The sequence below is a fragment of the Yoonia sp. MH D7 genome (assembly GCF_054439475.1).
In genome coordinates, this window is record NZ_JBTJCF010000001.1 from 942174 (window position 1) to 966156 (window position 23983).

A 23983-nucleotide genomic window follows, 5' to 3' on the forward strand; every position below is an offset into this window, starting at 1 on the left:
GCTTTTCAAGGTTGGACGCCCATGTTAGTTCGCGCGCATCAATTCACGCGGGGGAAGCCCCGACTATCAACAAAAAGAGGCCCATCATGGCAATTCAGCGTACATTCTCTATCATCAAGCCAGACGCAACAAAGCGTAACCTAACAGGCGCCATCGTCAAAAAATTCGAAGACGCAGGTCTGCGTATTGTCGCGTCCAAGCGTATTCACATGACTTTGGCACAGGCGCAGCAGTTTTACGGCGTGCACGCCGAGCGTCCGTTCTTTGGTGAACTTTGCGAATTCATGATTTCCGAGCCGATTGTGGTGCAGGTTCTGGAAGGCGAAGACGCGATTGCAAAGAACCGTGAAGTTATGGGCGCGACGAACCCAGCAGACGCGGCGATCGGTACGATCCGTAAGGATTTTGCTTTGTCGATCGGTGAGAACTCTGTGCACGGGTCCGATGCACCAGAAACAGCAGCCGAAGAAATAGCGTTCTTCTTCTCTGGTCTTGAACTGGTCGGCTAAGTCTACTGCGATAATTTTGAATTTGAAAAACCGCCGCGCAGGGATGTGTGGCGGTTTTTTGTTGCTTGGGGTGGCATTTATTTTGATATGTCTATGACGCCGATGCGGTCGAGGATGGCTTCAAGGGTAGAGCGATCCTGATCGAAAGCGACGGCTTTGATTTTGTCAAAGCGCGTGCGGAGAGCTAGTTTTTCTGCACCTTTACAATCGTTCCAAGGACGCCCTTGCAGAGACATATGCAGCACATAATACGAGATGAAATGCGGTTTGGTGCCGGATGTGAGTAGTTGCGAATAGGCCGCGTCTGCGCCAAGATCGTGCAGCTGCGCGGCTGTTGTGATGCCTGCCGCGATCAGCGACGTCTCTAGCGCGGGGCCGATATTTCGGATGGTGGTAAGGTCGGACATAACTGTTGTTAGCTACTGCAAAAAAGGGGCTTGCGCAAAAAAGGCCAGTGACTGCGGTGAAACCCGAAGGAGGACGGGAGATGCACAGTTCGCTGGCCGTTATTGTCGCTAAATGCTCGCGTAATCGGTAAAAATCGGCTTGGGCGCGGGAGTGTCGCCTTGTTTGAGAGCCGGTTCTGGCGCTGTTGCGGGCGTTTTTTTCTGACCGATTGGCGTGGACTGTGCCATGGCGTTCATCCTTGCATTGCCTCAATATCGCGGAGTTTCCGCGGGCCTCTTGGTGGGCCATAAGTTACGTTTGCACGGAACTTGGTCAACCAAGAGGCGATCGTGTGGCGAAATTAAGGCGCTATTAACGCTTGGGCGCGCCACGTTTTGGTGCGCCTTTGCGTGGTGCAGTGTTGCCGCCTGGTGGTACAAACCGCTTGGAGGTGTCGTTGGCTTTTGGTTTTGGCTTGCCCGCGCTTGCGCCGTCAGCTTTACCTTTGTAGCCTTCGGACTTGCCTTTGTATGCCGGTTTTGGACCGTCTGACTTACCTTTGTAGCCTTCGGATTTGCCTTTATACGCGGGTTTTGCGCCGTCGGATTTACCTTTGTAGCCTTCAGATTTGCCTTTGTAAGCGGGGCGGCTTTCGTCGTCGCGTGCTTTGTAAGGTTTCTTGATTGGGGCTACTGCATCACCGTGATCGCGGCGCTCTGGCTTGGCGAAGTTGGATTTTTTGTGGCGTGGTTTTTCGCGCTTGGCTGCGTCGCCTGTCGGTTGGATAGCCGCGACGTGTTCTTGCGTCGACGGTGGTGGCGTGGAGGTGTCGCGCGGTTTGCGTGGTGCGCGATCTTCACGTGGGCCACGGTCTTCGCGTGGTGCGCGTGGTTTGTCGTCGTAGTCACGTTTGCCGACGCGTGGACCACGTTCGCCGAGTTGTGGTGGACCGTCGAGTGCTGTCAATTTCGCCTGGTTTTCCAAGGACATTGCGGAGCCTACGGATTTCAGGAACCCTGCAACCGCTGGCTCGGAGATTTCCACGAAGGTTTCGTTCGGTTGAATGCGGATTGCGCCGATTTCGGATTTGGTGATGCCGCCTGCGGTGCAGATCATCGGTAGCAACCAGCGTGCTTCGGCTTTGCCTTCACGGCCCACATCGACAGAGAACCATTTGGAGGGCCCGAACTCTTTGCGCTCTTTTGGCGAGCGGTCAGGACGGTCGGCGCGGTCGGCGCGCTGTGGGCCGTCTTTATAGTCGGACAAGTCTTCGGGGGCAGAGTTTTTGCCTGCAAACAGGCGCAGGTAAGCGGCGGCGATAACTTCGGGTGTGTGAAGTTCGAGCAGTTTTGCGGCGAAAATGGCGTCGGCCTCTGGGATTTCTTCGGTCCAGACCGGATCTTCGAGCAGGCGTTCCTGATCGCGCGCGGTGACTTCGTCAGCGGTGGGCGGTGTGGCCCAAGTGGCGGTCAGTTTGCCCCATGTCAGCAGGTTTTCGGCGCGGCGCTTCATTTTGGCGGGTGCGATCAGGGCGGAAACCCCTTTGCGGCCCGCGCGGCCGGTGCGGCCCGAGCGGTGCAACAAGGTTTCGGCGTTTGTTGGCAGTTCGGCGTGGATCACCAATTCAAGGTTTGGCAAATCGATGCCGCGAGCGGCCACGTCAGTTGCGACGCAGACCCGTGCACGACCGTCGCGCATGGCTTGCAGGGCGTGGGAACGTTCTTGCTGGCTCAGCTCACCTGACAGTGCCACGGTTGCAAAGCCACGGTTGGACAGGCGGGTAGTCAGGCGCGTGACGCTGGCGCGGGTGTTACAGAACACGATTGCGTTTGGTGCGTCGTAGAAGCGCAGCGTGTTGATGATCGCCGCGTCGATGTCGTGATTGGCGACGGAGAGCGCGCGGTATTCGATGTCGGCGTGCTGGCTTTCTTTGGACACAGTTGCTACGCGCACGGCGTCTTTTTGATAGGATTTTGCGAGTTTCGCGATGGCGGCTGGCACTGTCGCGGAGAACATCAGGGTGCGGCGTGTGGCTGGTGCTTCGCCAAGGATAAATTCGAGGTCCTCACGGAAGCCAAGGTCGAGCATTTCGTCGGCTTCATCCAACACAATCGCGCGGATGTCGGACATGTCCATCGAGCCACGCATAACGTGGTCTTTCAGGCGGCCCGGTGTGGCGACAACGATGTGCGCGCCGCGCTCAAGTGTGCGGCGCTCGTCACGCATGTCCATGCCACCAACGCAGGATGCCATTGTCACGCCAGCGCCCGCGTAGAGCCACTGGAGTTCGCGTTTGACTTGTAATGCAAGCTCGCGGGTTGGTGCGATGCAGAGAGCCAACGGGCGTGCGGCGGGGCCGAATGTGCCGTCTTCGGTCAGGATTGTATGGCCGATCGCAAGGCCGAAGCCTACGGTTTTACCTGATCCGGTTTGTGCGGAGACCAGCAGGTCTTTGCCGTCAAGCTCGGGGTTTGTTACAGCTTCTTGCACGGCGGTCAGGGTGTCGTAGCCCTGTTTTTCCAATGCAGCGGCAAGGGTCGGAATCATAGTGGTCATATATTTTGCTTTCGGACGGATACTATAAGTGTGCGCCCCAAGTGCATCGAGCAGTTGGGTTCCATAAACAGGCGCTCGCTTGCATCCATCGTCAAGTCTTCGGCCCGAAGTTCTGCCTCTAGACTTATATCAGTGGAGAGTCAAACGTTGTCGGGCATTTATTGGTTATTTGTTGCGAACCATGTGTCGATGCGGGTTTTAAGCGCATCCCAGATTGCTGGTGCGCCGCGTTTGACTTTTACAGCGACGCGGGCTTCGAGTTGGTCGCGGGTTACGTCATAGTCGATCCAGCTGCTGCCGCCTGCTTGCAGGTTCGAGATCACCGGCTGCACGCGGTCGATGGATTTGGCAAAAATGGCGTCGTTGGTAGCAGCGGCTTCAAATTCTTCCCAAAGCGCGCGAAAATCAGCGGCTTGGTAGGGGGGCAGAAGGCCAAAGATCCTGTCAGCGGCGGCGCGTTCGGCAGCATCTTGGGCGGACGGATCGCGCGCGGCGGTAGAGTGGATTGGCACGTCGCCTGCGTCGATCTCGACCAGATCATGGATCAACAGCATTTTTATGACGCGGGCGGTGTCGACGGGGTTGGTCGCATGTTCAGCCATGGTCAGCGCATATAGCGCAATGTGCCAACTATGTTCGGCGGTGTTTTCCTGCCGCGAATTATCGTGCAGTGATGTGCCGCGCAGGACCGATTTCAGGCGGTCTGCCTCGATTAGGAAAGCAAGCTGCTGGTCGATGCGTGACATCCGGTTAGGCGCCTCGTTTTGCTGCTGATGCGGCCAGAAGTTCCCGAGCGCGGATTTCGGCGCGCCGCACACGCACCGCCGTCAGGAACGCTTCTTGCAGGGTTTGCGAAGAGGCGCCCAAGACTTCGGCGATGTTTGGCACTATATTCTCGTTGCCCGATGCTTCTTGTTCTTTGATTGCAAGATCGGCCAGTTCGTTGGCGGTATCGAGAGTATAGTCGCTCATTTATCGTGTTGTCTCTGTCAGGCGGCGGCGCACATAGGATTTCACGGTGCCGATCATCGGGTCCATGTAAGGGTCTTCAAAGAAGTGGCCAGCACCCGGTGTTTCGTCATGGGTGACGGTGATGCCCTTTTGCTCGTGCAGTTTGTTGACCAGCGTGACGGTGTCCGCTGGCGGGGCAACGCGGTCGGCGGATCCGTTGATGATCAGACCGGAGGCGGGGCAGGGCGCAAGGAAGCTGAAGTCGTACATGTTCGCGGGAGGCGAAACAGAGATAAACCCTGTGATTTCGGGGCGGCGCATCAGGAGTTGCATGCCGATCCACGCGCCAAACGAGAAACCTGCAACCCAGCAGTGTTTCGCATTGTTGTTCATCGATTGCAGGTAGTCGAGGGCTGAGGCGGCGTCAGAGAGTTCGCCCACGCCTTGATCGTATTCGCCTTGGCTACGCCCGACGCCACGGAAGTTGAACCGCAAAACGGTAAAGCCCATGTTATAAAAAGCGTAGTGCAAGTTATAAACAACCTTGTTGTTCATGGTCCCGCCGAACTGAGGGTGCGGGTGCAGCACAATCGCGATAGGCGCGTCGCGGTCTTTTTGTGGGTGGTAGCGACCTTCGAGGCGGCCTTCGGGACCAGGGAAAATAACTTCGGGCATAAATGAGACCTTCTTGGACTTAGGGGCCTAGGCCATTCTTGACGAAAAGCATCAGGCACTTTAGAAAGATTCTAAATGAGAGGGGCATCCCTCGCATCATGGGTTGAGTTGCACCTAATGACGCGGAACCCCAACGTCAATGAAATTGCGCTTTTATGCGCGGGAGTGGCCTGATGAAATTAAGTACAAAAGGCCGCTATGCAATGGTGGCGCTGGCCGATTTGGCGTTGCAGCCCTCGGGCGCGCTGGTGAACCTGACCGAGATTTCCAAGCGCCAAGATGTATCGCTGGCGTATCTGGAGCAGTTGTTTGTGAAACTGCGTCGCGCGAAACTAGTGGAATCGGTGCGTGGTCCGGGTGGCGGATATCGTTTGGCGCGTGCGGCGTCGGATATTCGTGTGTCCGAGATATTGGGCGCGGTCGATGAGACGGTGAGTGCGATGCACAAGGGGGCGGGGGCCTCTGGTGGTGCGTCGGGCAGCCGTGCACAATCGCTGACCAACCGTTTGTGGGAAGGTTTAAGTGCCAACGTTTATGTGTTTTTGCATCAAACACGCCTGTCGGATGTGGTGGCCAATGAGATGGTGCCATGCCCTGCGGTGCCTGCCTTGTTTGAGATTGTGGATGATGAATGAGACGCGTTTATCTGGATCATAACGCGACCACGCCGCTGCGTCCCGAGGCCCGTGCGGCGATGATTGCGGCGATGGACGTTGTCGGCAATCCGAGTTCTGTGCATGCCGAGGGGCGGGCGGCCAAGGGGATTGTAGAGACAGCGCGCGCGCAGATTGCGCAGGCTGTTGGGGCGTCTGGTGCGGATGTTGTGTTTGTGTCGGGTGCGACCGAGGCAGCGGCATTGTGTTTGGCGGGACGTGGACTGCAAGCGTCTGGCTTGGAACATGCGGCGGTGGCGGCTTGGGTTGAGGCGCGGTTGCCTGTTGTCGATGGGCGTGTTGTCGTGGACGAGCCTGCAACGTCTGTGGTGCAACTGGCCAATTCCGAGACTGGAATTGTGCAGGATTTGCCGCAAGGGTTGGCCGTGAGTGATCTGACCCAAGGGTTTGGTAAAGTGCCGTTTTCGTTTGCGTGGTCGGGTGTGCAGATGGTTTTCGTTTCGGCGCACAAGTTTGGTGGGCCTAAGGGGATTGGCGCGTTGATCTTTCCGGCGGGCACTGATTTGGCTGCACAGATCAAAGGTGGCGGGCAAGAGATGGGCCGCAGGTCCGGCACGGAAAATGTCGCAGCGATTGCGGGTTTTGGCGCTGCTTCCGTGGCGGCGCAGAGAGATTTGGCAAATGGACGCTGGGAGCGGGTTGCGCAACTTAGAAATATTCTAGAAAAGGCCATTGAGGAATCTGTGGAACAGACTATTTTTGTCGGGAAAGAGTTTAATCGCCTGCCCAATACCAGCTGCTTCGTGGCGCCGGGTTGGAAGGGCGAGACTCAGGTAATGGCCCTGGATTTGGCGGGATTTGCCATTTCGGCGGGATCGGCCTGTTCGAGCGGCAAGGTGAAAGCCAGCCCCGTTTTGGCCGCTCTTGGGATGACGGATGATCAAGCCCGCTGCGCAGTGCGCGTATCATTGGGCATTGAGACAACTGAAGATGAGGTTTTGCGTTTCGCGCAGGCTTGGACGGATAAATATGCGCGCGCAGTGGCGCGCGGTTAAGGAGTAAGACACATGGCGACTGTAGATCAAGTTGACGTCAAAGAGGGCGTAGATCAGGACACTGTGGATGCGGTGGCTGCCCTGTCTGGTGCGTATAAATACGGCTGGGAAACAGAAATCGAGATGGAGTATGCGCCCAAGGGGTTGAATACTGACATCGTCAAGCTGATTTCATCCAAGAACGAAGAGCCGCAGTGGATGACCGATTGGCGTCTTGAGGCATTTGCGCGGTGGGAAAAGCTGGTCGAGCCGACATGGGCGATGGTCAACTACCCGACGATTGATTTCCAAGATATCTATTATTACGCCCGCCCGAAAAGCATGGAAGTGAAGCCGAAGTCGCTGGATGAGGTTGATCCGAAGTTACTGGCGACCTATGCGAAATTGGGGATTCCGTTGCAGGAACAGGCGATTTTAGCCGGTGTTGAGGGCGCGGATATGCCGCCTGCCGAGGGCCGCAAGGTTGCGGTTGACGCGGTGTTTGATTCTGTGTCGGTTGGTACGACGTTCCAAGCCGAGTTGAAAAAAGCGGGCGTAATTTTCTGCTCGATTTCCGAGGCGATCCGAGAGCATCCCGAGTTGGTGAAGAAGTATCTGGGCACGGTTGTGCCAGCGTCGGACAACTTTTATGCGACGTTGAATTCTGCTGTATTTTCGGATGGCTCGTTTGTTTACATCCCGCCCGGTGTGCGCTGCCCGATGGAATTGTCGACCTATTTCCGGATCAATGCCGAGAATACCGGTCAATTTGAGCGCACGTTGATTATTGCCGATAAGGGATCGTATGTGTCCTATCTTGAGGGCTGTACTGCCCCCAAGCGTGATGTGGCGCAGCTGCATGCCGCTGTGGTCGAGATCATTATCGAGGAAGATGCGGAGGTGAAGTATTCCACCGTGCAGAACTGGTATCCCGGCGATGAGAACGGTGTTGGCGGCATCTACAACTTTGTGACCAAGCGTGCTGATTGTCGTGGGGCGCGCTCTAAGGTGATGTGGACGCAGGTCGAGACCGGTTCTGCAATCACTTGGAAATATCCGTCGTGCATTTTGCGCGGTGATGACAGCCAGGGCGAGTTTTACTCGATCGCGATTGCCAACAATATGCAGCAGGCCGATACGGGCACCAAAATGGTGCATCTGGGCAAGCGCACCAAGTCACGCATTGTGTCCAAGGGGATTTCGGCGGGTAAAGCGCAGAATACCTATCGTGGGTTGGTGTCGATGCATCCCAAAGCGAAGGAAAGCCGCAACTATACGCAGTGCGATAGCTTGCTGATTGGCTCGCAATGTGGGGCACATACCGTGCCATATATTGAGGTCAAGAATAACAGCAGCCGTGTCGAGCACGAGGCGACCACGTCCAAGGTTGATGATGATCAGCTTTTCTATTGCCGCTCACGTGGCATGAACGAGGAAGAGGCTGTGGCCTTGGTGGTCAACGGGTTCTGCAAAGAAGTTTTGCAGGCATTGCCGATGGAGTTCGCGATGGAAGCCCAAGCGCTTGTCGCGATCTCGCTGGAAGGGTCGGTGGGCTAGGCGTGACGGTTCAAAGTCATCATAAATGTCGTCGCATTGCCGCGGGTCTGCCTTATTTGGGCCGCAGTGATCGCCAAAGTATGACCTCAGGCATAACGCTTGGGGGCAATATCTATGACTATGACAGAACAAGTCGAGGGATTTCAGGCGCGTGTGCGCAAGATCAGCGATCCGCGCAATATCTCTTATTACGATCCCGATCTCGCGATGCATATTCCCAAACGCCTGTCGAAACAGGTAATTGCGAAGGTGAAGGGCAGGCGGATCAACGCCGCGTCACTGCTGGCATCGTTAGTTTTGGGCGCGTTGGCCTATGTGCTGTCACAACTTTTAGCCGCGCGGTTTGGCATGATTTACGTCGATGCGCCTTTGGTGTCATTGAGTTGTGCTATGCTTTTGGCGGTGATGATCGGCGGTCTGCTGAACCTGAAAATCATGCTACATTGGGGCGTCCAGTTTTTTGGGATATGGCTGATGTCATTGAGCCTACACAACCTCGTTTGGCTATTTCCAGATACCTTCAAGATCGCGTATTCGCCGGAGTTCGTCGCCGCGATCCAAGCAGGCACAACGGCAGCAAGTCTGACGTTTTTGGGAACTACCTACACGCTATAACAGGCCTCTTTGGCCTGCGTTTTTTGCCCCAGCGAGCTCCCATGCTCGTTGGGATTTTGTCGTTTCACACTATGTTCGCCCATCCGCAGGAGATATAAAATGTTAGAAATCAAAGGCCTGATGGCTGACCTTCATGACGAAGATAAAACAATTCTGAAAGGCGTTGATCTTTCGATTGGCGCAGGAGAAGTGCATGCGATTATGGGACCGAATGGGTCTGGTAAATCGACGCTGTCTTATGTTTTGTCAGGTAAAGACGGTTACGAAGTGACGGGCGGCTCGGCCATGTTGGGCGGTGTTGATTTGTTGGATATGGATCCTGAACAGCGCGCAGCGGCTGGCTTGTTTCTGGCGTTCCAGTACCCTGTCGAAATACCGGGCGTGGGGAATATGACGTTTCTGCGCACGGCGGTGAATGCACAGCGTAAAGCGCGTGGCGAGGACGAGCTTTCGGCGGGGGATTTTCTACGGATTGTGCGCGAGAAGGCAAAGAGCTTGCAGATTGACGCTGAGATGCTGAAGCGTCCGGTGAACGTGGGTTTCTCGGGTGGCGAGAAGAAGCGTAACGAGATTTTGCAGATGGCGATGTTGGAGCCAAAAATGTGCATCTTGGACGAGACCGATTCAGGTTTGGATGTTGATGCGATGAAGCTGGTTGCGCAAGGCGTGAACGCGCTGCGCTCGGAGGGCCGGTCGTTTTTGCTGATCACGCATTACCAGCGTCTGCTTGACCATATTGTGCCGGACGTTGTGCATATTATGGCGGATGGCAAGATCATCAAATCGGGTGGTCCGGAACTGGCGTTGGAAATTGAAAATAACGGCTATGCAGATATTCTGGCGGAGGTGGCGTAATGGCACTGGCCAAATTGAAAGCGGATGCAACCGAGGCGCGATTAGCTGACCTTACGTTGCCTGCCGGCCTGGATGCGCATCGTAAGGATGCGTTGTCCCGTCTGTCCATGATGGGCCTGCCGTCAAAACGGGACGAGTATTGGAAATACACTGATCCGACGACGTTGACGGCAGTGGGTGCTGTGGTGGCGCCTGTGTCCGATGCGGATGAGACCGAGTTGTTTAATGCTGTGGACCGGATTAAAATCGTCTTTGTTGATGGTGTGTTTGATGCGGATGCGTCGGATGATCTGGCCCATGAGGGATTGGAAATTTCCCGTTTGGCGGATGTTTCGGCTGCTGATATTCATTGGGCGAATGACCTTTACGGGACTTTGGAAACGCGCGGCCAGACGCCTGTGCATCGCCCGCTCGCGACGCTAAATACAGCATTTGCTACGGATGGTGTCTGTATTCGTGCGACGGCACAGGTCGCAAAACCTGTGAGCCTGATCTATTTGCACAGCGATGACACGTCCGATGTGATGTTGCATTCATTGGTGAAAGTTGAGGCTGGTGCATCTTTGACCTTGCTGGAAAACGGGCCGGCAGCGGCACGGTTCAATACAGTTATGGAAGTGGATGTGGCTGAGGGCGCAGCATTTCACCATGTCCGGGCGCAGGGTCAGGAACATACACCTCGTGCTGTAACTCACTGTTTTGCAAGGATTTCGGGTGAAAGCCTGTTCAAGTCTTTTACGCTAACTGTGAACGGTTGTTTGACACGTAACGAGTGCATTATCGAGATCATGGGGGACGATGCAGTAGCCCATGTCGCGGGCGCTTGTGTGGGCGATGGCAATGATTTTCATCACGATGATACGGTGTTTATCACACACGACGGGTTGCGCGGTGAAAGCCGTCAGGTGTTCAAAAAAGTGCTGCGCAATGGGGCTGTTGGCGTATTCCAAGGCAAGATCTTGGTTAAAGCTGGCGCGCAGAAAACCGATGGCTACCAGATCAGCCAGTCGTTGTTGCTTGACGGCGATAGCCAGTTTTTGGCCAAGCCAGAGCTGGAAATTTACGCGGATGACGTGATTTGTTCACATGGGTCTACGTCGGGTGCAATTGATGACGATGCATTGTTCTATTTGCAGTCGCGCGGTGTGCCGCTTCAAGCGGCAACCGATCTGTTGACGCTGGCGTTTTTGGCTGAGGCTCTGGACGAGATTTCGGATGCGGAATTGGCCGAGGACTTGCGGGGCCGTTTGGAAGGCTGGCTGGCGCGGCGTAGCTGATGTCCGTCACCTCTGACATGTTGCGTTCATGGCGCAGGCCGCGCGAAGTGATGCGCGATTTAATGGCGCACGGGACGCGTGAAGATCGCGCGTTGGCTTATCTGATGGCAGGTTGCGTGGTGATTTTCATCGCGCAATGGCCGCGTCTGACGCGTATGTCGGCGGGGTTTGATCTGGCACCCGGAGCAGATGTGCCAGAGCTGTCACAACTGATTGCCTATGAAATGTTGGGCTGGTTGATGGTGTGGCCGTTGTTTTTTTATGCGATTGCCGCCGTGTCGCATTTGATAGCCAAGCTGTTGGGCGGGCAGGGTACATGGTTCACTGCGCGCCTTGCGTTGTTCTGGTCCTTGCTGGCGACGACCCCTGCGGCGTTACTTTACGGGCTGACCACCGGGCTGATTGGCCCCAGCATGCAAGCGCATCTGGTCGGCATTATCTGGATCGCGGCGTTTGTTGTGATCTGGGTGCAATCCCTGCGGCAAGCCCAAGTATGAGCGAACTTGTCACATCTTTTTGGGCGGCGATTCTGGTCACGCTGAAAGATCCTGCGCTGATGGCGCAGCGTATTATGCAACGCCGTTACACGCGCGGCACCTTGTGGATGGGGCTGGCGCTGGTCAGTATTCTAAGCGTCATTCTGGTGCAATTGCTGTATTTTATTACACCGATTGCAATGCCGCTTGGCTTTACGCCTAATATTTACGGTTTGGTGATGGCCTGTGTTTTGGTCATTTTGACTTTCGGAATTTATTTGACCGGACAGGTGCTTGGGGGTAAGGCGACTTTTCCGCATTGTTTTGCCACGGTGATCTGGCTGGAGGCCGTGGCTCTGGTGCTGCGTGTGGTGCAAGCGCTGGTCTATCTTTTCAGTCCGGTCTTGTCGTCTTATATTTCGATCATCGGCCTCGTTGCTCTGGTCTGGATTATGGTTAATTTTGTGAACGAAGTGCACCAGTTTAACAGTTTACCGCGCGCGCTTGCTACAATTGTGATGGCTGTTGTCGGGATTGGTTTCGGGTTTGGGCTCTTTATGACGCTGATTGGTTTCAGTGCAGGTATGGGACAATAGTCATGTATGACGTGCAGAAAATACGGGCAGATTTCCCGATCTTGTCGCGTAAGGTGAACGGCAAGCCATTGGTTTACCTCGATAATGGGGCCTCTGCGCAAAAGCCGCAGGTGGTGATTGATGCAATCAATACGGCTTACGCGCAAGAATACGCCAATGTGCATCGCGGTTTGCACACGCTGTCGACGATTGCGACGGAGAAATATGAGGGTGTCCGGGCCAAGATTGCGCGGTTTTTAAATGCGACTTCCGAGAATGATATTATCCTGAATTCAGGCACGACTGAGGGCATCAATATGGTGTCTTATAGTTGGGCCGCGCCGCGTATGCAGGCAGGTGACGAGATCGTTTTGTCGATTATGGAACATCACGCCAATATTGTGCCATGGAATTTCTTACGCGAGCGGTTAGGCGTTGTGATCAAATGGGTTGATGTGGATGCCAATGGTGATCTGGACCCTGATGCGGTGATTGCGGCAATCGGGCCAAAGACTAAGTTGGTGGCGGTGACGCAGATGTCCAACGTGCTTGGTACCGTGGTAGATGTGAAGGCGATTTGTGCTGGTGCGCATGCCAAGGGTGTGCCTGTGCTGGTGGATGGGTCGCAATCGGCAGTGCATATGCCTGTGGATGTGCAAGACATTGGCGCGGATTTTTATGCGATTACAGGGCATAAGCTTTATGGTCCATCGGGGTCGGGCGCAATTTATGTGAACCCTGCGCGGATGGCCGAGATGCGTCCGTTTATGGGTGGCGGTGATATGATTCGCGAAGTTTCTCGTGACGCCGTTATTTATAATGATGCGCCGATGAAGTTCGAGGCCGGCACACCCGGGATCGTGCAGACGATCGGGTTTGGTGTGGCGCTGGATTACATGATGGACATTGGGATGGACGCGATTGCGTCGCATGAGGCGGGCTTGCGCGATTATGCGCGAGCCAAGCTGAACGGATTGAACTGGCTGAATGTGCAGGGTAACTCTGCGACCAAGGGTGCAATTTTCAGTCTGACGATTGATGGCGCTGCACATGCCCATGATATTTCGACGGTGCTGGATAAAAAGGGTGTTGCCGTGCGTGCAGGAACACATTGTGCCATGCCGCTGATGGCGCATATGGGCGTGGGTGCGACCTGCCGCGCATCATTTGCGATGTATAACACAGTCGAGGAAGTTGATGTGTTGGTGGACGCTTTGGAGCTGTGTCAGGAATTATTCGGTTAGGATGGGTTTAAACCCATCATCCGCAGTTGCAGCACGGGTTTAGCACCGCTATAGACACCGCAAGGCACCCATAGCTCAGCTGGATAGAGCGCTGCCCTCCGAAGGCAGAGGTCACTGGTTCGAATCCAGTTGGGTGCACCATTATTTCAAATAAGTTATGTGGATTTTGGTTAATGCCAAGTAGAGCAGATTCCGGACTTGTTCCGAATTAAGGTGCTCTTAGGCGTTTTATACGAGCCAATTAGGCCTTGAAAAGGAAAAAACCGTCGAGCGGGCTGCAACAGGTTATCCCTTATTTAATAGGAGCCAGCCAGTTGTTGTAAGCCCAGAATATTCGGTCGCGAGGTCCTGCGCCTCTATGATAGTTCCAAATATGTGTTGGCTCAACTATTCGCTGCGGAAGGTGCGGTTATATGGCTCGATGTAGGTATTTTGCTGGGGCTTGCCCCAATGGATGTGTTCCAGCCGGGCAGCAATCTTTTACGTTCTCATCTCTCGCCTCAGATATCTTGCCGAAAAAATTCTAGCTTTGAACACCGCTAATTTTAATGGGGGAGGGGCTCAGCAATATGGCAGGCATTTGGCGATATCAGCAAGCACGAAAATTGGGCTAAGACGTATCAATCAGTTTTGGAACTTAGATTTTTTGCACGGCGCCGCGTGACAAGGACCGGAAGCAGATCTGGATGCCGACTGAAAAGGACACGTATTTGAAGAAGATAAACAATATCTAGCGTAAGCTACTTAAAGCATGTTGCTAATTCGTCACGATCTCAATTTACACTATATAAATAAGTTGGATTGTGATAATAATGCGTGAATATTTTACGAGCATACTTAGCGTTTTAGTTTCTTACGACAAGATCAAATCCATTGAATATTTTTCGAATTCGCAATTGGAGCATTGAATGTTGAAATTTCTGTCTGGCATTATTTTGGCGATAGGTTCGGTGCCTAGCGTTGTTTTCGCGAATGGACTAAGTGAAAGTCAACCTTGGGACTTCAGAACCCCGTCCGAGCGGCAGATCCTTTTATTAAGCGAACAAACCCGCCTTAACTATATGTCATTTAATCGAGAAAGCGTTGGCGCTGGTGCTGCTGCGAGTGGGCAAACGGGCAATTCGCTGTCTATCGTCATTACGGGTGACGGGAACAACACAATCGATACCGGTCAAGACAATACTGGCGATCAGACGATCCAAGAAGGAAGCGGAGCTGCGGTAAATACGCTGACCAATGATCCCGATGCGGCCATCGCAGACGCCGCCGCCAGACTGGAAAGCATGAAATGACCGTAAAATTGAAACCTTTAAAGGCGACCAGTGGCGCATTGATTGTTGCCGCTTTGATGGGGTGTGAAAGCCTGCCACCGCAAATGACCGCGGCTCGTCCCGTCTATAACGGCGCAATCCCGACGGTTGTTGCAACGCCAGCCGACGCCGCCTTGCAATGTCTTTCAAATACTTCAGCTGTTCGTAATAGTGGACGTGTATTTTCGGTTCACCTCATTTCTGATATGACGCAAAAGATCGAAATTGACGCAGCCGGCGCATTTATTCCGCGTGATACTGCTGGCATGTTGGTCACCGCTTTGGCGCGCGCTGGCGTGAAGCAGGTCAATCGTATCAACACAACAGTTTCTGAATTCGAAATTGCCCGCGCAAGAGAACAAATTCTGGGCGATGGACGGACCACAGTTGTTGAAGGTGAATCTCTGCCTTACCGTCCGCTTGAGCGCGGATCCTTACGCGGATCAGATGTTGTCATAGACGGCGCGATTACACAGTTAGATTTCAACACCTATTCTGGCGGAGTTGAGGGTGCGTTTTTTGGACTAAGCGGCGGGCAACGTAACTTTGCCATGACTATGGCGGCTGACCTGCGCGTCACAGACACGCGCTCGACCGAACTTATTATGGCACAAGCCTATTCTAAACAAGCCGTGGGCCGTGAGGTTTCGGGCTCTGTGTTCCGTTTCTTCGACGATGAACTTTTCGATGTCCAGATCGGATCCAAAAGTCAGGAAGGCCTGCACGCTGGTATCAGGTGGATGTTGGCAGAAGCCGCATATGACATCGTTTCAACGACACTAAATCATGACGGCAGTTGTGACCGTTTATTGCCTGAAAACCAGAGACTTGCGGCTGTGGCAGCAGCGGCTGCGGTGACGCAGTGATCCGTCCCATAGCGATAGCACTGGTCGCAGCCGTTTGTGCAACCGCATCATTCGCGCAAAACGTGTCCACGCCGGACCAAGACGGCCCGGTCATTGTGGAGGCACCAACTTATGATCCAACGCGTTTTCTTGAGACGATGGTGAGTTACCGCACGCTTGCGTTGACCTGCGAGGACATACTGCCCGGCTCGCCATTGGCGGATTCAGCAGAGATTTCTATGTTTTTTCAAACCCTTGGCATGGCAGAACCATTAGGAGTTGATGCCCGTTTGCAGCGGTTGACAAAAAAGCTGGTGCGCGCACAAGGAGCGTCAATTTGTGCTGAACGCCTGCAACGTAGCGCCTTGGAATATGGCCGTAGCGCAAGTAACTATTCTCAAAACAAACCCGAGGCATGGCCAAATGCGCCGCGTATCAGCGCCGGACCTTGGTGCGCATCGTTGTCCTGTTCAGAGTTGTCGTTCTAGCGGGAAATTGACGCCGCGTTACCAACCTGACTATGCGTGCCTAGATTACTCTGCACTGTCTGGGATTGATTTGCGGTCTGGGTCGCATTGATTGTGCCGCCAGATTTCGGCGTATCGGTTGCTTGAATTTCAAGCAGGTTGACGATGTTTGTGCTGGAATGCGTATAACCTGCAATATTTTCTGACATCTCTTTCAGCGTGACGCCCTCGATCCGGTTTTCAACAATTTGACGACCATCAGACACCTGCGTCAGCCCTTGGACGTTTTTTGCGCTGACAAAGTTTGCAATGTTCAGGCCGCGCTGGTTGACGCCTACTGGCGTGTTCCCATCCAGCGATGTGACTGTGTTAAGCACAATCTGGGTGCCGCTGAAAATGCGCGCGACATCGCGCACATCGTCTGCGATCAAGACGTTACCGATGTTTGTACCAGATTGGGTTATCTCATCGCGTAGATTTACGGCTTGATCTAGGCCAACCATATTTTCTATCCTCTGCGTGGTATCAGAGGGAAACAGTTGTTCCCCCGATCCGATAGACACTGTAGCCAATACCACATTTGCGGTATTCCGCCCTGTCTGCGTCACACCCGCCAAGTCAGCGGCAGGACTTGTTACTTCGTTGTAGACTGACTGCGTGGCACCGGGACCAAAGGCCTGACGCACAGCATCAACTTGATCGGCGATCACGATATTGGCTATGTTTTCACCAATCTGGTCCGTAACAAATGGGTTGCCTGTTTGTGTTGCCAAGAGGACATTGCGTGCAATTTGATTGCCTAGCATCGTCTGATCAACATTTTCAACAACCGCCTCGGTCGCAAGCAGCAGATTGACCGCATTCAGGATCGACTGATCAACCGCGCCGGTCATATCAGGGTTCAGAATGCCGCCGCCGATCTGTCCAATAGACGAAAAGGTGCTGAGGACAGAGTTTCCGCTGTCACCGTTTAGTATCGCCGATCCATCGCGGTAGATTTCGTTCAGACCTGTCTGGTTACCAATAGAGGTTTGGGTAACCACAAATCCACCAAGGTCGGGGCTCTCCGCTGTAGCGGAGGTCGCGGTGCCAACAAGGGCTAAGACCGTAAGCATACGCTGCATGGGAGAATACCAATTCAGATTTGGAAAGGGGCGCTACAAAGCGCGGGATGGGGCGGCGGCAGACCCGCCGCCCCATAGGTTATACGTGGTAAATTACAATCCGCTCACAGAGTTTGCGACGTTTGTCGCTGCCTGCGTGACGCTGTTCAGGTCATCAGCGCCCAGCAAGCTGTTAGCCGCATACTGATCGCCTGAGAAGTTCTGCGTCACTTCGGTCAGACCGTTGAGGTCAGGCAATGAACCCGCCGACAAGATGTTGGCTACGTTCGTAGCACTTTGATCAAAGTAGGCCACGTCTGCATTGATGCCACCATGAGTGTTCACAGCCATGTTGCTTGCGGACTGATAAACATCGGTCGCGTCTTGTGAAACCGTCCAACCTACCTGTGTTACCGTTGCAAGGTTAATCGCGTTCAATGACGATTGGTCGATGATTACTGGATCCAGCGCGGCAGGCACTGCGCCAACAAGTCCAGCGCTACTGAACATCACATAGTTTGACGCACCCTGACCGTCGCCATCGTCGCCGTCATAGATTTGCTTGATAGACGCGCCACTGAGCGAGCCGCCAACGTTAAGTGAATTCTCTCCGACACTCAGGCTGTTTGCCACGTTTACCGCGCTTTGCATCAAGTTTGCAATTGACGCGCCAGGCGTTGTGTCATGTGCAACGTTTCCGGCATATTGTTCGATGTCACCAAAGACTTTTTGAACTGAATCACCCTTCAAATCGTCTTCGATTTCAGCGAGGTTCATCACGTTGACCGCATCTTGTGCAATGTCTGTGACGCCTAAGTCGACATCAAATTGGTTGCCAGCATTCTGTGTGCTGTCATCGATTTCTTGCAGCATATCGATGCCACCAGCATCTTCAAGCAAGTCATCCATTGCCGCCATGTTCATGACGTTTGTTGCATCTTGATCAATGCCGACACTGAAACCATCGCGAATATCGATGTCATTGAATGCGTTTTGATCTGCGTTATCGATGACTTGTGTCAGGCGGTTGATGTCGTAACCTTGGCCAGCGTCTAGGGTCAGGTCGATGCTGTTCAGCACGTTCGTGCCGGCTTGCGTGATATCGGCCAGAATTGCAGGGTTGCTACCTGTGCCTTGGGTTTCAAAGTCGTTTATTGCTTCCTGGAGCATATCTTCTTCGGCAAACTGATTCACATCATCCAGCGATCCAAAATCAATGGAAATAATGTTGGCTGCGTTAATACCAGCTTGTGACACATTAGTTGCATCATCACTGATATTGATCTTGTTCAGGGCTTGCTGAAGCGCCTCTACGGTTTGCGAAATATCAGTCTGTTCTGCCATCGCAGGCATAGCAAGAAATGTGGCAATGGCTGTAGTTGTGAGGAACTTGTTCATAATAGTCTCCATCTTTCAATTAGCCCCCAGATGTAAGCCAGCGGGCGTGAGTATGCCGGTCAGAAAACGTCCGACACAATACAAACCAACGGATAAAAAGAGGGATTTAAGAGTGGCTGAAGTGGAATCCAAAATTGTACTTCTGGATCTTCCGCATCCCTTGACGAATCGCCTTGGGATATTTCTTCCGTTCTCAGCTCCCCCCAGAGCCGTTTGGAATACAACAAAGGTTTGCACCAACGGCAAAAGCAATAAAGTCAGGAAAAAACCTACATCCACATTACGTATTAATTGTAAAGTGGAAGTGTTTGGTGAATAGAGCTAATTTCAACTTTTTTATAGATAAATGAGTCTAATTGATGGCATTTATGTGGATTTACATTGTCAATGGAAAATCAAGAGTAAATGTGTTAAGGTGTTTTTGGGTGTTGATTACTTTTCCGTCTGAGTTCTAAAAAGCCATTAATTTTTTTATGGTACCATTTCGGCGGCAAACAGCATGACACGAGGTCGTTTATTTTTTGACCAATCGTAACAAATTTATCTACGAGGTTTCCGATGTTTGAGTTTCATACTGTCCGAGCTGGGGCAAATTTGCCTGAAATATGTCCATCTTTGCAGTTCAAAATTACGCTTCTTTCATCAAATGAGAAAGTGCGTTTGCACGTAAAGCGGGCGGTTTCGATCGCTGGCGGCTCACTGCAAAGCGATATTTCCAGTCTGGCTGACCTACCGCAAACGTGTTCTCTCACTGACATCTACGCCATTGATCCCGATATTCTTGAAAATCCAGCATGCGACGCGGCGCATCTACTTGATGATAAGCTTATCTGCGTTGTGCTTGTTGGTGGTCCCTCGGGACTGGTGGCGACACGTCCAGCGGTGCGAGGCGTGGTCGATCTGGATATGGCGCCCGAGGCGCTGGCTACAATTTTTTTGAATGTGAAATCGGACCGAGATGCACCGATTTACGGCCCTAAACTTAGTCTTCGCGAAAGAGAAACATTGCGATTTTACGGACGGGGCATGACTTTGAAGGAAATTGGGCACTGTCTTGGTATTAGTGCCAAATCGGCAGAAACTTATAAGACACGCGCATGCCAAAAGCTTGGTCTATCTAGTCGTGCCGCAGTCCTCGAATTTACTGAACCATCACTTAGTCACCTTTAAACATCTCGAAACCGTCGGTCTGATTTGATGTGTTGAATACTAGATTACTCGTTCAGTTGAATGGAGATGCGGGCGCGCACACCGCGCGGTGGGAGCGGCGAAGATTGTGCAAGCCTGATCTATTCCTCGGCCTAGCAAGATAACGTCACAGTGTGCCTTGCTGGGTTAAACATCGGAGGGATTTGGCGATGATTGTTCTAACATCTTTGCTGACCATTTTCAGCGATCGTAAGAAGTCTGGGCATCTATGCTGTGCGGTGCCAGGTGCGACTTTGCACCCGCCATCGCTTGCCAAGTTTAGAATTGCAAAACGGTGATACGAGAACGATGACGCTTGATCTAGCGGACCTTCTGATATGTGCAGCACTGAAATGTAGTCGGATCAGTGCATCCGCGTCCGTTGGTTCCTTCTAATGAGCTTACCGAAATAGTTGACGAGTTGGGGCATGACTGCATCACGATATTGTCCACGAAGACCCTTGCTCAGGACGTTATTCTGTTCGTAGGTCTCTCTTTACTATGTCCATTAGAAAGCTAAAATTTTCGGGTCGGGGTAGGGCGCTGCCGTTTGCTTGCTAACCCAAGCTGTAATGGTTTCATTGCCTAAGGATCCCCAGAGCAGTCTATCGGCAGGGGCAACTTTGAACTATTAACTTCTAAAATGTACCAACCGTTAACGCGCTAGGGCTGGCCTTGATAACCATGTAATTGGGAGGTGGGGTATCCGGCTACGATAATCGCGGAAGGTTTCAGCCGGTATCGCAGCCATTTATGGAGTGCCTGCAATAGACGCGCGGCTGTTGACTTACACTTTACAACATTCGCTTTTTCCCAAGCGTCCTAAAAGGGTTAACAGGTCAACACTCATCAGCTTGGTTGTTGGTGTGCTTGGGGGGCAAGGTCGGTACAGTTGACGCGCGGAAAAGTGTTTTCTTTCATCGCCATGACATCTCTTCAAAACCCGATCAGCATCAAAGGCTTTTCATTTTGATGGTATCGGTCGTTTTGGTAAGTGGAGGCGAACACCGCCTTTGAGGTGGCGATGTTCTGCCGAGGGTCTAGCTTTCCTCGCGGATTGCTTCGACTATTTGCGCCATTTGGTCGTAAGGCACGTAGCCGCGTAGCATTTGGTCTTCGACCACAAAGGTGGGGGTGCCGCTGATTTGCATGGCTTGGCCAAGCAGGCGGTTTTCCTGGATAATTTTAGCGACGGCGTCTCCTTGCATCTCGGCAAGGATGGCGCCGGTGTCGAGGGCGAGGCTATCGGAGAGATTACCGAGCATGTCGGGGGTTACGTCGCCGCGGAATTCCATCAGGGTGTTGTGCGCGGCCTCGTAGGCCTCGTCGCCCGCCACGATCCGTGCGGCGATTGCAAACTGCGCGGCCAATAAGGATTGCTCGCCCAGAATCGGAAATTCTTTTACGATGTAGCGGATGTTACCGTCAGTTTCTAAAAGTGTGGCGACTTCTGGGTGGGCTTTTTTGCAATAGCCACATTTATAGTCGGTAAATTCGACGACGATAATGTCACCTTCGGGATTGCCGCCGACCCAAGAGTTCGGATCGTCGTGTAATTGCCCCGCGTAGGTTTGGGCCAGCTCGATATCGGTGCTTGCCTTGGCTGTTTGTTCACGCTGCTCTAACACGCCGAACGCTTCCATGAGAACTTCGGGATTTTCGACAAGATAGGCGCGGACTTCCGCGCGAAAGGCAGTGCGTTCTGCGTCGGTCATGGCCTCTTGGGCGAGAGACGGGGTGGCCAAGGTCAGGGTGAGGACGAGGGCTGCGAATTTCATATCTGTTTCTTTCATTAGGCTTTGGCGGGAATTGGATCACATCTGCGCGGGACTGCCAAGGTCAGTTGTTGACGCACCCCACTTGCAACAGGCACAAGTGCTGAAAACATATGAGGCAGCCCATGAGACACTCAACCCGAGGCGACGTCGATCCCTTTATTGTGATGGATGTAATGGAGGCGGCGCGTAAAGCCGAGGACGCAGGCCGTCATATTATCCATATGGAGGTCGGGCAGCCTAGCACAGGCGGACCGAAAGGTGCGCGGGACGTTTTGACCGACGCATTGGCAGAACCGCTGGGATATACTGTGAGCTTGGGATTACCTGCGTTGCGTGCGCGGATTGCGCGCCATTACGGTGATGTTTACGGGGTTGATCTCGATCCGACCCGTGTGGTGATTACTGCGGGCGCGTCAGGTGCGTTTTTACTCGCGTTTTCGGCCTTGTTCGACAACGATGCGCGGGTCGGTTTGGGCCTGCCATGTTATCCGTCCTACCGCCAGATTTTGAAGGCAGTCGGCTTGGCCCCTGTGGAGATGGAGACCACCGCAGCGGGCCGCTATCAACCGCAGCCGGAAGATGTGGCGCAGTTTGATCTGGACGGGTTAATTGTGGCCTCACCTGCAAACCCGACAGGTACGATGTTGGACTTGGCACAGATGCAGGCGCTGGCGGATGCTTGTGCGAAGGCGGGGGCGGCATTTATTTCTGACGAGATTTATCATGGCATCAGTTACGATAAAGCTGCGGTCACGGCGTTACAGGTCACGGACGATGTCTATGTGATTAATTCGTTTTCCAAGTATTTTTCCATGACCGGTTGGCGGGTTGGCTGGATGGTTGTGCCCGCGGATCATGTGCGCAAGGTGGAGCGGTTAGCGCAGAACATGTTTATTTGTTCGCCGCATGCCTCGCAGGTTTTGGCGCTGGCGGCATTTGACTGTGCGGACGAGCTGGACGGACATTTGGAGGTCTATGCGACCAATCGGGCCATTATGATTGTGGGTCTTGCCGCTGCGGGCTTGGGCAAGTTTGCACCGCCTGACGGGGCATTTTATATCTATGTGGACGTATCGGAGTATACTGATGATGCGCGGGCATTTGCGGCACAGATTTTAGATGAGGCGCGGGTTGCTGTGACGCCGGGCTTGGATTTTGATCCTGTTGACGGACACAAATGGTTGCGGTTTTCTTATGCGCAATCAACCGCGGATATCACCGAAGGTGTGGCCCGTATCAAGTCGTTCATGGAGGCGAGGGCATGATTCGGTTCGTGGCGCTATTGATCTGCTTGAGCTCGCCGGTTTTTGCGCAACAATTCAGTGCTTTGGCGCGTATCGATGCGGCCAAAAGTCAGGTGACGGATGCGGGGAGCGGGCTGGCCGTCGATTTGCATTTAAGCCAAGCGGTTCCGTACAGGGTGTTTACACTGGACGTACCCAAGCGTCTGGTTCTGGATTTTCGCGAGGTGGATTGGCGCGGGGCCAGCCGTGAAGCGATGCTGAATGCCGACCATGCCAGTGACTTGCGCTTTGGCCCGTTACGCCCCGGATGGTCCCGGATGGTGATCGACTTGGGCCGCGCGATGGGGGTGTCCGAGGCGGGTATGACGGTGGATACGCAAACGGGAATTGCGGTGCTGCATGTGATGATGGACGCCGTAAGCGACGTGGAATTTGCTGCATCTGCGGGGGCACCTGTAGACTCGGAATGGCAGGCACTCGCGCAGGCGGATATGACAACGAAAGCGCAAAAAGAGCCTGACGGGCCGATGATTGTCGCCATTGATCCGGGGCACGGCGGCATTGATCCTGGTGCCGAACGGGATGGTGTGCGCGAAGCGGATGTTGTGCTGGCACTGGCGATCGAGGTTGCGGAGGCGATCAACCGCACAGGCCAGATGCGTGCAATTCTGACCCGTGACGCGGATTTCTTTGTTCCGCTTGATACCCGCATGACCATTGCGCGCGCAGCGGGGGTGTCTGCATTTGTCTCGCTTCATGCGGACGCATTGGAGGAAGGTGGGGCGCAGGGCGCGTCCGTCTATACTTTGTCGGATGCCGCGGTGGATAGCGCGTCCGAACGGATGGCCGAGCGCCATGAACGTGGAGATTTGCTAGCGGGTTTGGACCTTGCGGGGCATGACGACCGAATAGCTACGATCCTAATGGATCTGGCGCGATTGGAGACGGGTCCATCGGGAACTCTGCTGGCAGATGCGGTGGTCAAAGGTTTACGCGGAGCGGGTGTGAAATTAAACAGCCGTCCGCGCCGCACAGGTAAGCTGGCGGTGCTAAATGCGCCTGATTTTGCTAGCATTCTGGTCGAGGTCGGGTTTTTGTCGTCGGATACGGACCGCGCGGCATTGTCCAGCCAGATCGGTCGCGCGCCGATGGTGGCGGGCATTGTATCTGCACTAACGTCTTGGGCAGATGCGAAGGCATCGCGGGCCCCCTTGGTTCGCCAGTAGCGGTAAGTTTTGAAAAAGTGATGTGACGGGTAGCGAAATGCTGCTTTCGGCTTTTGACCATTGGCGTATGTGCCCTTATAAGCCACCTAACAATATATG

General features: G+C 53.7%; 24 protein-coding genes and 1 tRNA gene. 17 read left to right on the forward strand and 8 right to left on the reverse strand.

The window, feature by feature from the left end; genetic code table 11:
• The first annotated feature begins 86 nt into the window (after nucleotides 1-86).
• Nucleotides 87-509, forward strand: coding sequence for a nucleoside-diphosphate kinase (ndk, locus tag ACXLHR_RS04665; protein WP_458790369.1), 423 nt, complete (start codon nucleotides 87-89; stop codon nucleotides 507-509).
• A 77-nt stretch (nucleotides 510-586) separates the two neighbouring features.
• Here ndk and ACXLHR_RS04670 read toward each other — a convergent pair whose 3' ends face one another.
• From ACXLHR_RS04670 to ACXLHR_RS04690, 5 genes are all read right to left on the reverse strand, one after another.
• Nucleotides 587-916, reverse strand: coding sequence for a TfoX/Sxy family protein (locus ACXLHR_RS04670; RefSeq protein ID WP_458790370.1), 330 nt, complete (start codon nucleotides 914-916; stop codon nucleotides 587-589).
• A 352-nt stretch (nucleotides 917-1268) separates the two neighbouring features.
• The gene (locus ACXLHR_RS04675) at nucleotides 1269-3443 is read right to left on the reverse strand and encodes a DEAD/DEAH box helicase (RefSeq protein WP_458792470.1); all 2175 of its coding nucleotides are present in this window, start codon (nucleotides 3441-3443) and stop codon (nucleotides 1269-1271) included.
• 167 nt (nucleotides 3444-3610) lie between these two features.
• The gene (locus ACXLHR_RS04680) at nucleotides 3611-4198 is read right to left on the reverse strand and encodes an HD domain-containing protein (RefSeq protein WP_458790371.1); all 588 of its coding nucleotides are present in this window, start codon (nucleotides 4196-4198) and stop codon (nucleotides 3611-3613) included.
• A gap of 4 nt (nucleotides 4199-4202) precedes the next feature.
• Nucleotides 4203-4424, reverse strand: coding sequence for a hypothetical protein (locus ACXLHR_RS04685; RefSeq protein ID WP_458790372.1), 222 nt, complete (start codon nucleotides 4422-4424; stop codon nucleotides 4203-4205).
• Nucleotides 4425-5078 carry an alpha/beta hydrolase gene (locus ACXLHR_RS04690; RefSeq protein WP_458790373.1) on the reverse strand — a complete coding sequence of 218 codons (654 nt, stop codon included), beginning with the start codon at nucleotides 5076-5078 and terminating at the stop codon, nucleotides 4425-4427.
• 173 nt (nucleotides 5079-5251) lie between these two features.
• Between ACXLHR_RS04690 and iscR the strand changes: the two genes are divergently transcribed.
• From iscR to ACXLHR_RS04755, 13 genes are all read left to right on the forward strand, one after another.
• Nucleotides 5252-5713, forward strand: a complete 462-nt coding sequence (gene iscR / locus ACXLHR_RS04695; RefSeq protein WP_458790374.1) for a Fe-S cluster assembly transcriptional regulator IscR — start codon at nucleotides 5252-5254, stop codon at nucleotides 5711-5713.
• Nucleotides 5710-6747, forward strand: coding sequence for a cysteine desulfurase family protein (locus ACXLHR_RS04700; RefSeq protein ID WP_458790375.1), 1038 nt, complete (start codon nucleotides 5710-5712; stop codon nucleotides 6745-6747). The genes iscR and ACXLHR_RS04700 overlap by 4 nt, the downstream gene beginning before the upstream one ends.
• Before the next feature lie 12 nt (nucleotides 6748-6759).
• On the forward strand, nucleotides 6760-8283 hold the full coding sequence (sufB, locus tag ACXLHR_RS04705) for a Fe-S cluster assembly protein SufB (protein ID WP_458790376.1): 1524 nt from the start codon (nucleotides 6760-6762) through the stop codon (nucleotides 8281-8283).
• A gap of 114 nt (nucleotides 8284-8397) precedes the next feature.
• On the forward strand, nucleotides 8398-8898 hold the full coding sequence (locus ACXLHR_RS04710) for a hypothetical protein (protein ID WP_458790377.1): 501 nt from the start codon (nucleotides 8398-8400) through the stop codon (nucleotides 8896-8898).
• 99 nt (nucleotides 8899-8997) lie between these two features.
• Nucleotides 8998-9753: a Fe-S cluster assembly ATPase SufC gene (gene sufC / locus ACXLHR_RS04715; protein ID WP_458790378.1), complete on the forward strand. Its 756-nt coding sequence runs from the start codon at nucleotides 8998-9000 to the stop codon at nucleotides 9751-9753.
• Nucleotides 9753-11030 carry a SufB/SufD family protein gene (locus ACXLHR_RS04720; RefSeq protein WP_458790379.1) on the forward strand — a complete coding sequence of 426 codons (1278 nt, stop codon included), beginning with the start codon at nucleotides 9753-9755 and terminating at the stop codon, nucleotides 11028-11030. The genes sufC and ACXLHR_RS04720 overlap by 1 nt, the downstream gene beginning before the upstream one ends.
• On the forward strand, nucleotides 11030-11527 hold the full coding sequence (locus tag ACXLHR_RS04725) for a YIP1 family protein (protein WP_458790380.1): 498 nt from the start codon (nucleotides 11030-11032) through the stop codon (nucleotides 11525-11527). The genes ACXLHR_RS04720 and ACXLHR_RS04725 overlap by 1 nt, the downstream gene beginning before the upstream one ends.
• Complete coding sequence (locus ACXLHR_RS04730) at nucleotides 11524-12102, forward strand: YIP1 family protein (RefSeq protein WP_458790381.1); 579 nt, start codon at nucleotides 11524-11526, stop codon at nucleotides 12100-12102. Before ACXLHR_RS04725 ends, ACXLHR_RS04730 begins: the two co-directional genes overlap by 4 nt.
• A 2-nt stretch (nucleotides 12103-12104) precedes the next feature.
• On the forward strand, nucleotides 12105-13325 hold the full coding sequence (locus ACXLHR_RS04735) for a cysteine desulfurase (RefSeq protein ID WP_458790382.1): 1221 nt from the start codon (nucleotides 12105-12107) through the stop codon (nucleotides 13323-13325).
• A 64-nt stretch (nucleotides 13326-13389) separates the two neighbouring features.
• Nucleotides 13390-13466: transfer RNA gene (locus tag ACXLHR_RS04740), tRNA-Arg, on the forward strand.
• A gap of 767 nt (nucleotides 13467-14233) precedes the next feature.
• Nucleotides 14234-14617 (forward strand): hypothetical protein, encoded by a 384-nt coding sequence (locus tag ACXLHR_RS04745; protein ID WP_458790383.1) that lies wholly within the window; start codon nucleotides 14234-14236, stop codon nucleotides 14615-14617.
• Entirely contained in the window at nucleotides 14614-15501 is an 888-nt protein-coding gene (locus ACXLHR_RS04750) for a CsgG/HfaB family protein (RefSeq protein ID WP_458790384.1), read from the forward strand. The genes ACXLHR_RS04745 and ACXLHR_RS04750 overlap by 4 nt, the downstream gene beginning before the upstream one ends.
• Nucleotides 15498-15968 (forward strand): hypothetical protein, encoded by a 471-nt coding sequence (locus ACXLHR_RS04755; RefSeq protein ID WP_458790385.1) that lies wholly within the window; start codon nucleotides 15498-15500, stop codon nucleotides 15966-15968. The genes ACXLHR_RS04750 and ACXLHR_RS04755 overlap by 4 nt, the downstream gene beginning before the upstream one ends.
• Here the strand turns inward: ACXLHR_RS04755 and ACXLHR_RS04760 are convergent.
• Together ACXLHR_RS04760 and ACXLHR_RS04765 are read right to left on the reverse strand one after the other, a co-directional pair.
• Nucleotides 15965-17071: a hypothetical protein gene (locus ACXLHR_RS04760; protein ID WP_458790386.1), complete on the reverse strand. Its 1107-nt coding sequence runs from the start codon at nucleotides 17069-17071 to the stop codon at nucleotides 15965-15967. The genes ACXLHR_RS04755 and ACXLHR_RS04760 overlap by 4 nt on opposite strands.
• Before the next feature lie 93 nt (nucleotides 17072-17164).
• On the reverse strand, nucleotides 17165-18448 hold the full coding sequence (locus tag ACXLHR_RS04765) for a hypothetical protein (protein WP_458790387.1): 1284 nt from the start codon (nucleotides 18446-18448) through the stop codon (nucleotides 17165-17167).
• Between the two features lie 558 nt (nucleotides 18449-19006).
• Here ACXLHR_RS04765 and ACXLHR_RS04770 point away from each other — a divergent pair.
• Entirely contained in the window at nucleotides 19007-19618 is a 612-nt protein-coding gene (locus tag ACXLHR_RS04770; protein ID WP_458790388.1) for a response regulator transcription factor, read from the forward strand.
• Nucleotides 19619-20676: 1058 nt separating this feature from the next.
• Here the strand turns inward: ACXLHR_RS04770 and ACXLHR_RS04775 are convergent.
• A complete protein-coding gene (locus ACXLHR_RS04775) occupies nucleotides 20677-21414 on the reverse strand; it encodes a DsbA family protein (RefSeq protein ID WP_458790389.1) in 738 nt (245 codons plus the stop codon).
• A 122-nt stretch (nucleotides 21415-21536) separates the two neighbouring features.
• Between ACXLHR_RS04775 and ACXLHR_RS04780 the strand changes: the two genes are divergently transcribed.
• Together ACXLHR_RS04780 and ACXLHR_RS04785 are read left to right on the forward strand one after the other, a co-directional pair.
• Nucleotides 21537-22679 carry a pyridoxal phosphate-dependent aminotransferase gene (locus ACXLHR_RS04780; RefSeq protein WP_458790390.1) on the forward strand — a complete coding sequence of 381 codons (1143 nt, stop codon included), beginning with the start codon at nucleotides 21537-21539 and terminating at the stop codon, nucleotides 22677-22679.
• Nucleotides 22676-23884, forward strand: coding sequence for an N-acetylmuramoyl-L-alanine amidase (locus tag ACXLHR_RS04785; protein WP_458790391.1), 1209 nt, complete (start codon nucleotides 22676-22678; stop codon nucleotides 23882-23884). The genes ACXLHR_RS04780 and ACXLHR_RS04785 overlap by 4 nt, the downstream gene beginning before the upstream one ends.
• Nucleotides 23885-23983 lie beyond the last annotated feature (99 nt).

Excerpts from the sequence above, each read along its gene's own strand:
- ACXLHR_RS04745 (WP_458790383.1), top strand. The coding sequence starts at position 14,234 with ATGTTGAAATTTCTGTCTGGCATTATTTTGGCGATAGGTTCGGTGCCT.
- ACXLHR_RS04775 (WP_458790389.1), bottom strand. The coding sequence starts at position 21,414 with ATGAAATTCGCAGCCCTCGTCCTCACCCTGACCTTGGCCACCCCGTCT.
- ACXLHR_RS04685 (WP_458790372.1), bottom strand. The coding sequence starts at position 4,424 with ATGAGCGACTATACTCTCGATACCGCCAACGAACTGGCCGATCTTGCA.
- ACXLHR_RS04770 (WP_458790388.1), top strand. The coding sequence starts at position 19,007 with ATGTTTGAGTTTCATACTGTCCGAGCTGGGGCAAATTTGCCTGAAATA.
- ACXLHR_RS04720 (WP_458790379.1), top strand. The coding sequence starts at position 9,753 with ATGGCACTGGCCAAATTGAAAGCGGATGCAACCGAGGCGCGATTAGCT.
- sufB (WP_458790376.1), top strand. The coding sequence starts at position 6,760 with ATGGCGACTGTAGATCAAGTTGACGTCAAAGAGGGCGTAGATCAGGAC.
- ACXLHR_RS04760 (WP_458790386.1), bottom strand. The coding sequence starts at position 17,071 with ATGCAGCGTATGCTTACGGTCTTAGCCCTTGTTGGCACCGCGACCTCC.
- ACXLHR_RS04735 (WP_458790382.1), top strand. The coding sequence starts at position 12,105 with ATGTATGACGTGCAGAAAATACGGGCAGATTTCCCGATCTTGTCGCGT.
- ACXLHR_RS04785 (WP_458790391.1), top strand. The coding sequence starts at position 22,676 with ATGATTCGGTTCGTGGCGCTATTGATCTGCTTGAGCTCGCCGGTTTTT.
- ACXLHR_RS04730 (WP_458790381.1), top strand. The coding sequence starts at position 11,524 with ATGAGCGAACTTGTCACATCTTTTTGGGCGGCGATTCTGGTCACGCTG.
- ndk (WP_458790369.1), top strand. The coding sequence starts at position 87 with ATGGCAATTCAGCGTACATTCTCTATCATCAAGCCAGACGCAACAAAG.
- ACXLHR_RS04780 (WP_458790390.1), top strand. The coding sequence starts at position 21,537 with ATGAGACACTCAACCCGAGGCGACGTCGATCCCTTTATTGTGATGGAT.
- ACXLHR_RS04670 (WP_458790370.1), bottom strand. The coding sequence starts at position 916 with ATGTCCGACCTTACCACCATCCGAAATATCGGCCCCGCGCTAGAGACG.
- ACXLHR_RS04680 (WP_458790371.1), bottom strand. The coding sequence starts at position 4,198 with ATGTCACGCATCGACCAGCAGCTTGCTTTCCTAATCGAGGCAGACCGC.
- ACXLHR_RS04700 (WP_458790375.1), top strand. The coding sequence starts at position 5,710 with ATGAGACGCGTTTATCTGGATCATAACGCGACCACGCCGCTGCGTCCC.
- ACXLHR_RS04725 (WP_458790380.1), top strand. The coding sequence starts at position 11,030 with ATGTCCGTCACCTCTGACATGTTGCGTTCATGGCGCAGGCCGCGCGAA.
- ACXLHR_RS04675 (WP_458792470.1), bottom strand. The coding sequence starts at position 3,443 with ATGATTCCGACCCTTGCCGCTGCATTGGAAAAACAGGGCTACGACACC.
- ACXLHR_RS04710 (WP_458790377.1), top strand. The coding sequence starts at position 8,398 with ATGACTATGACAGAACAAGTCGAGGGATTTCAGGCGCGTGTGCGCAAG.
- ACXLHR_RS04765 (WP_458790387.1), bottom strand. The coding sequence starts at position 18,448 with ATGAACAAGTTCCTCACAACTACAGCCATTGCCACATTTCTTGCTATG.
- ACXLHR_RS04690 (WP_458790373.1), bottom strand. The coding sequence starts at position 5,078 with ATGCCCGAAGTTATTTTCCCTGGTCCCGAAGGCCGCCTCGAAGGTCGC.
- iscR (WP_458790374.1), top strand. The coding sequence starts at position 5,252 with ATGAAATTAAGTACAAAAGGCCGCTATGCAATGGTGGCGCTGGCCGAT.
- sufC (WP_458790378.1), top strand. The coding sequence starts at position 8,998 with ATGTTAGAAATCAAAGGCCTGATGGCTGACCTTCATGACGAAGATAAA.
- ACXLHR_RS04750 (WP_458790384.1), top strand. The coding sequence starts at position 14,614 with ATGACCGTAAAATTGAAACCTTTAAAGGCGACCAGTGGCGCATTGATT.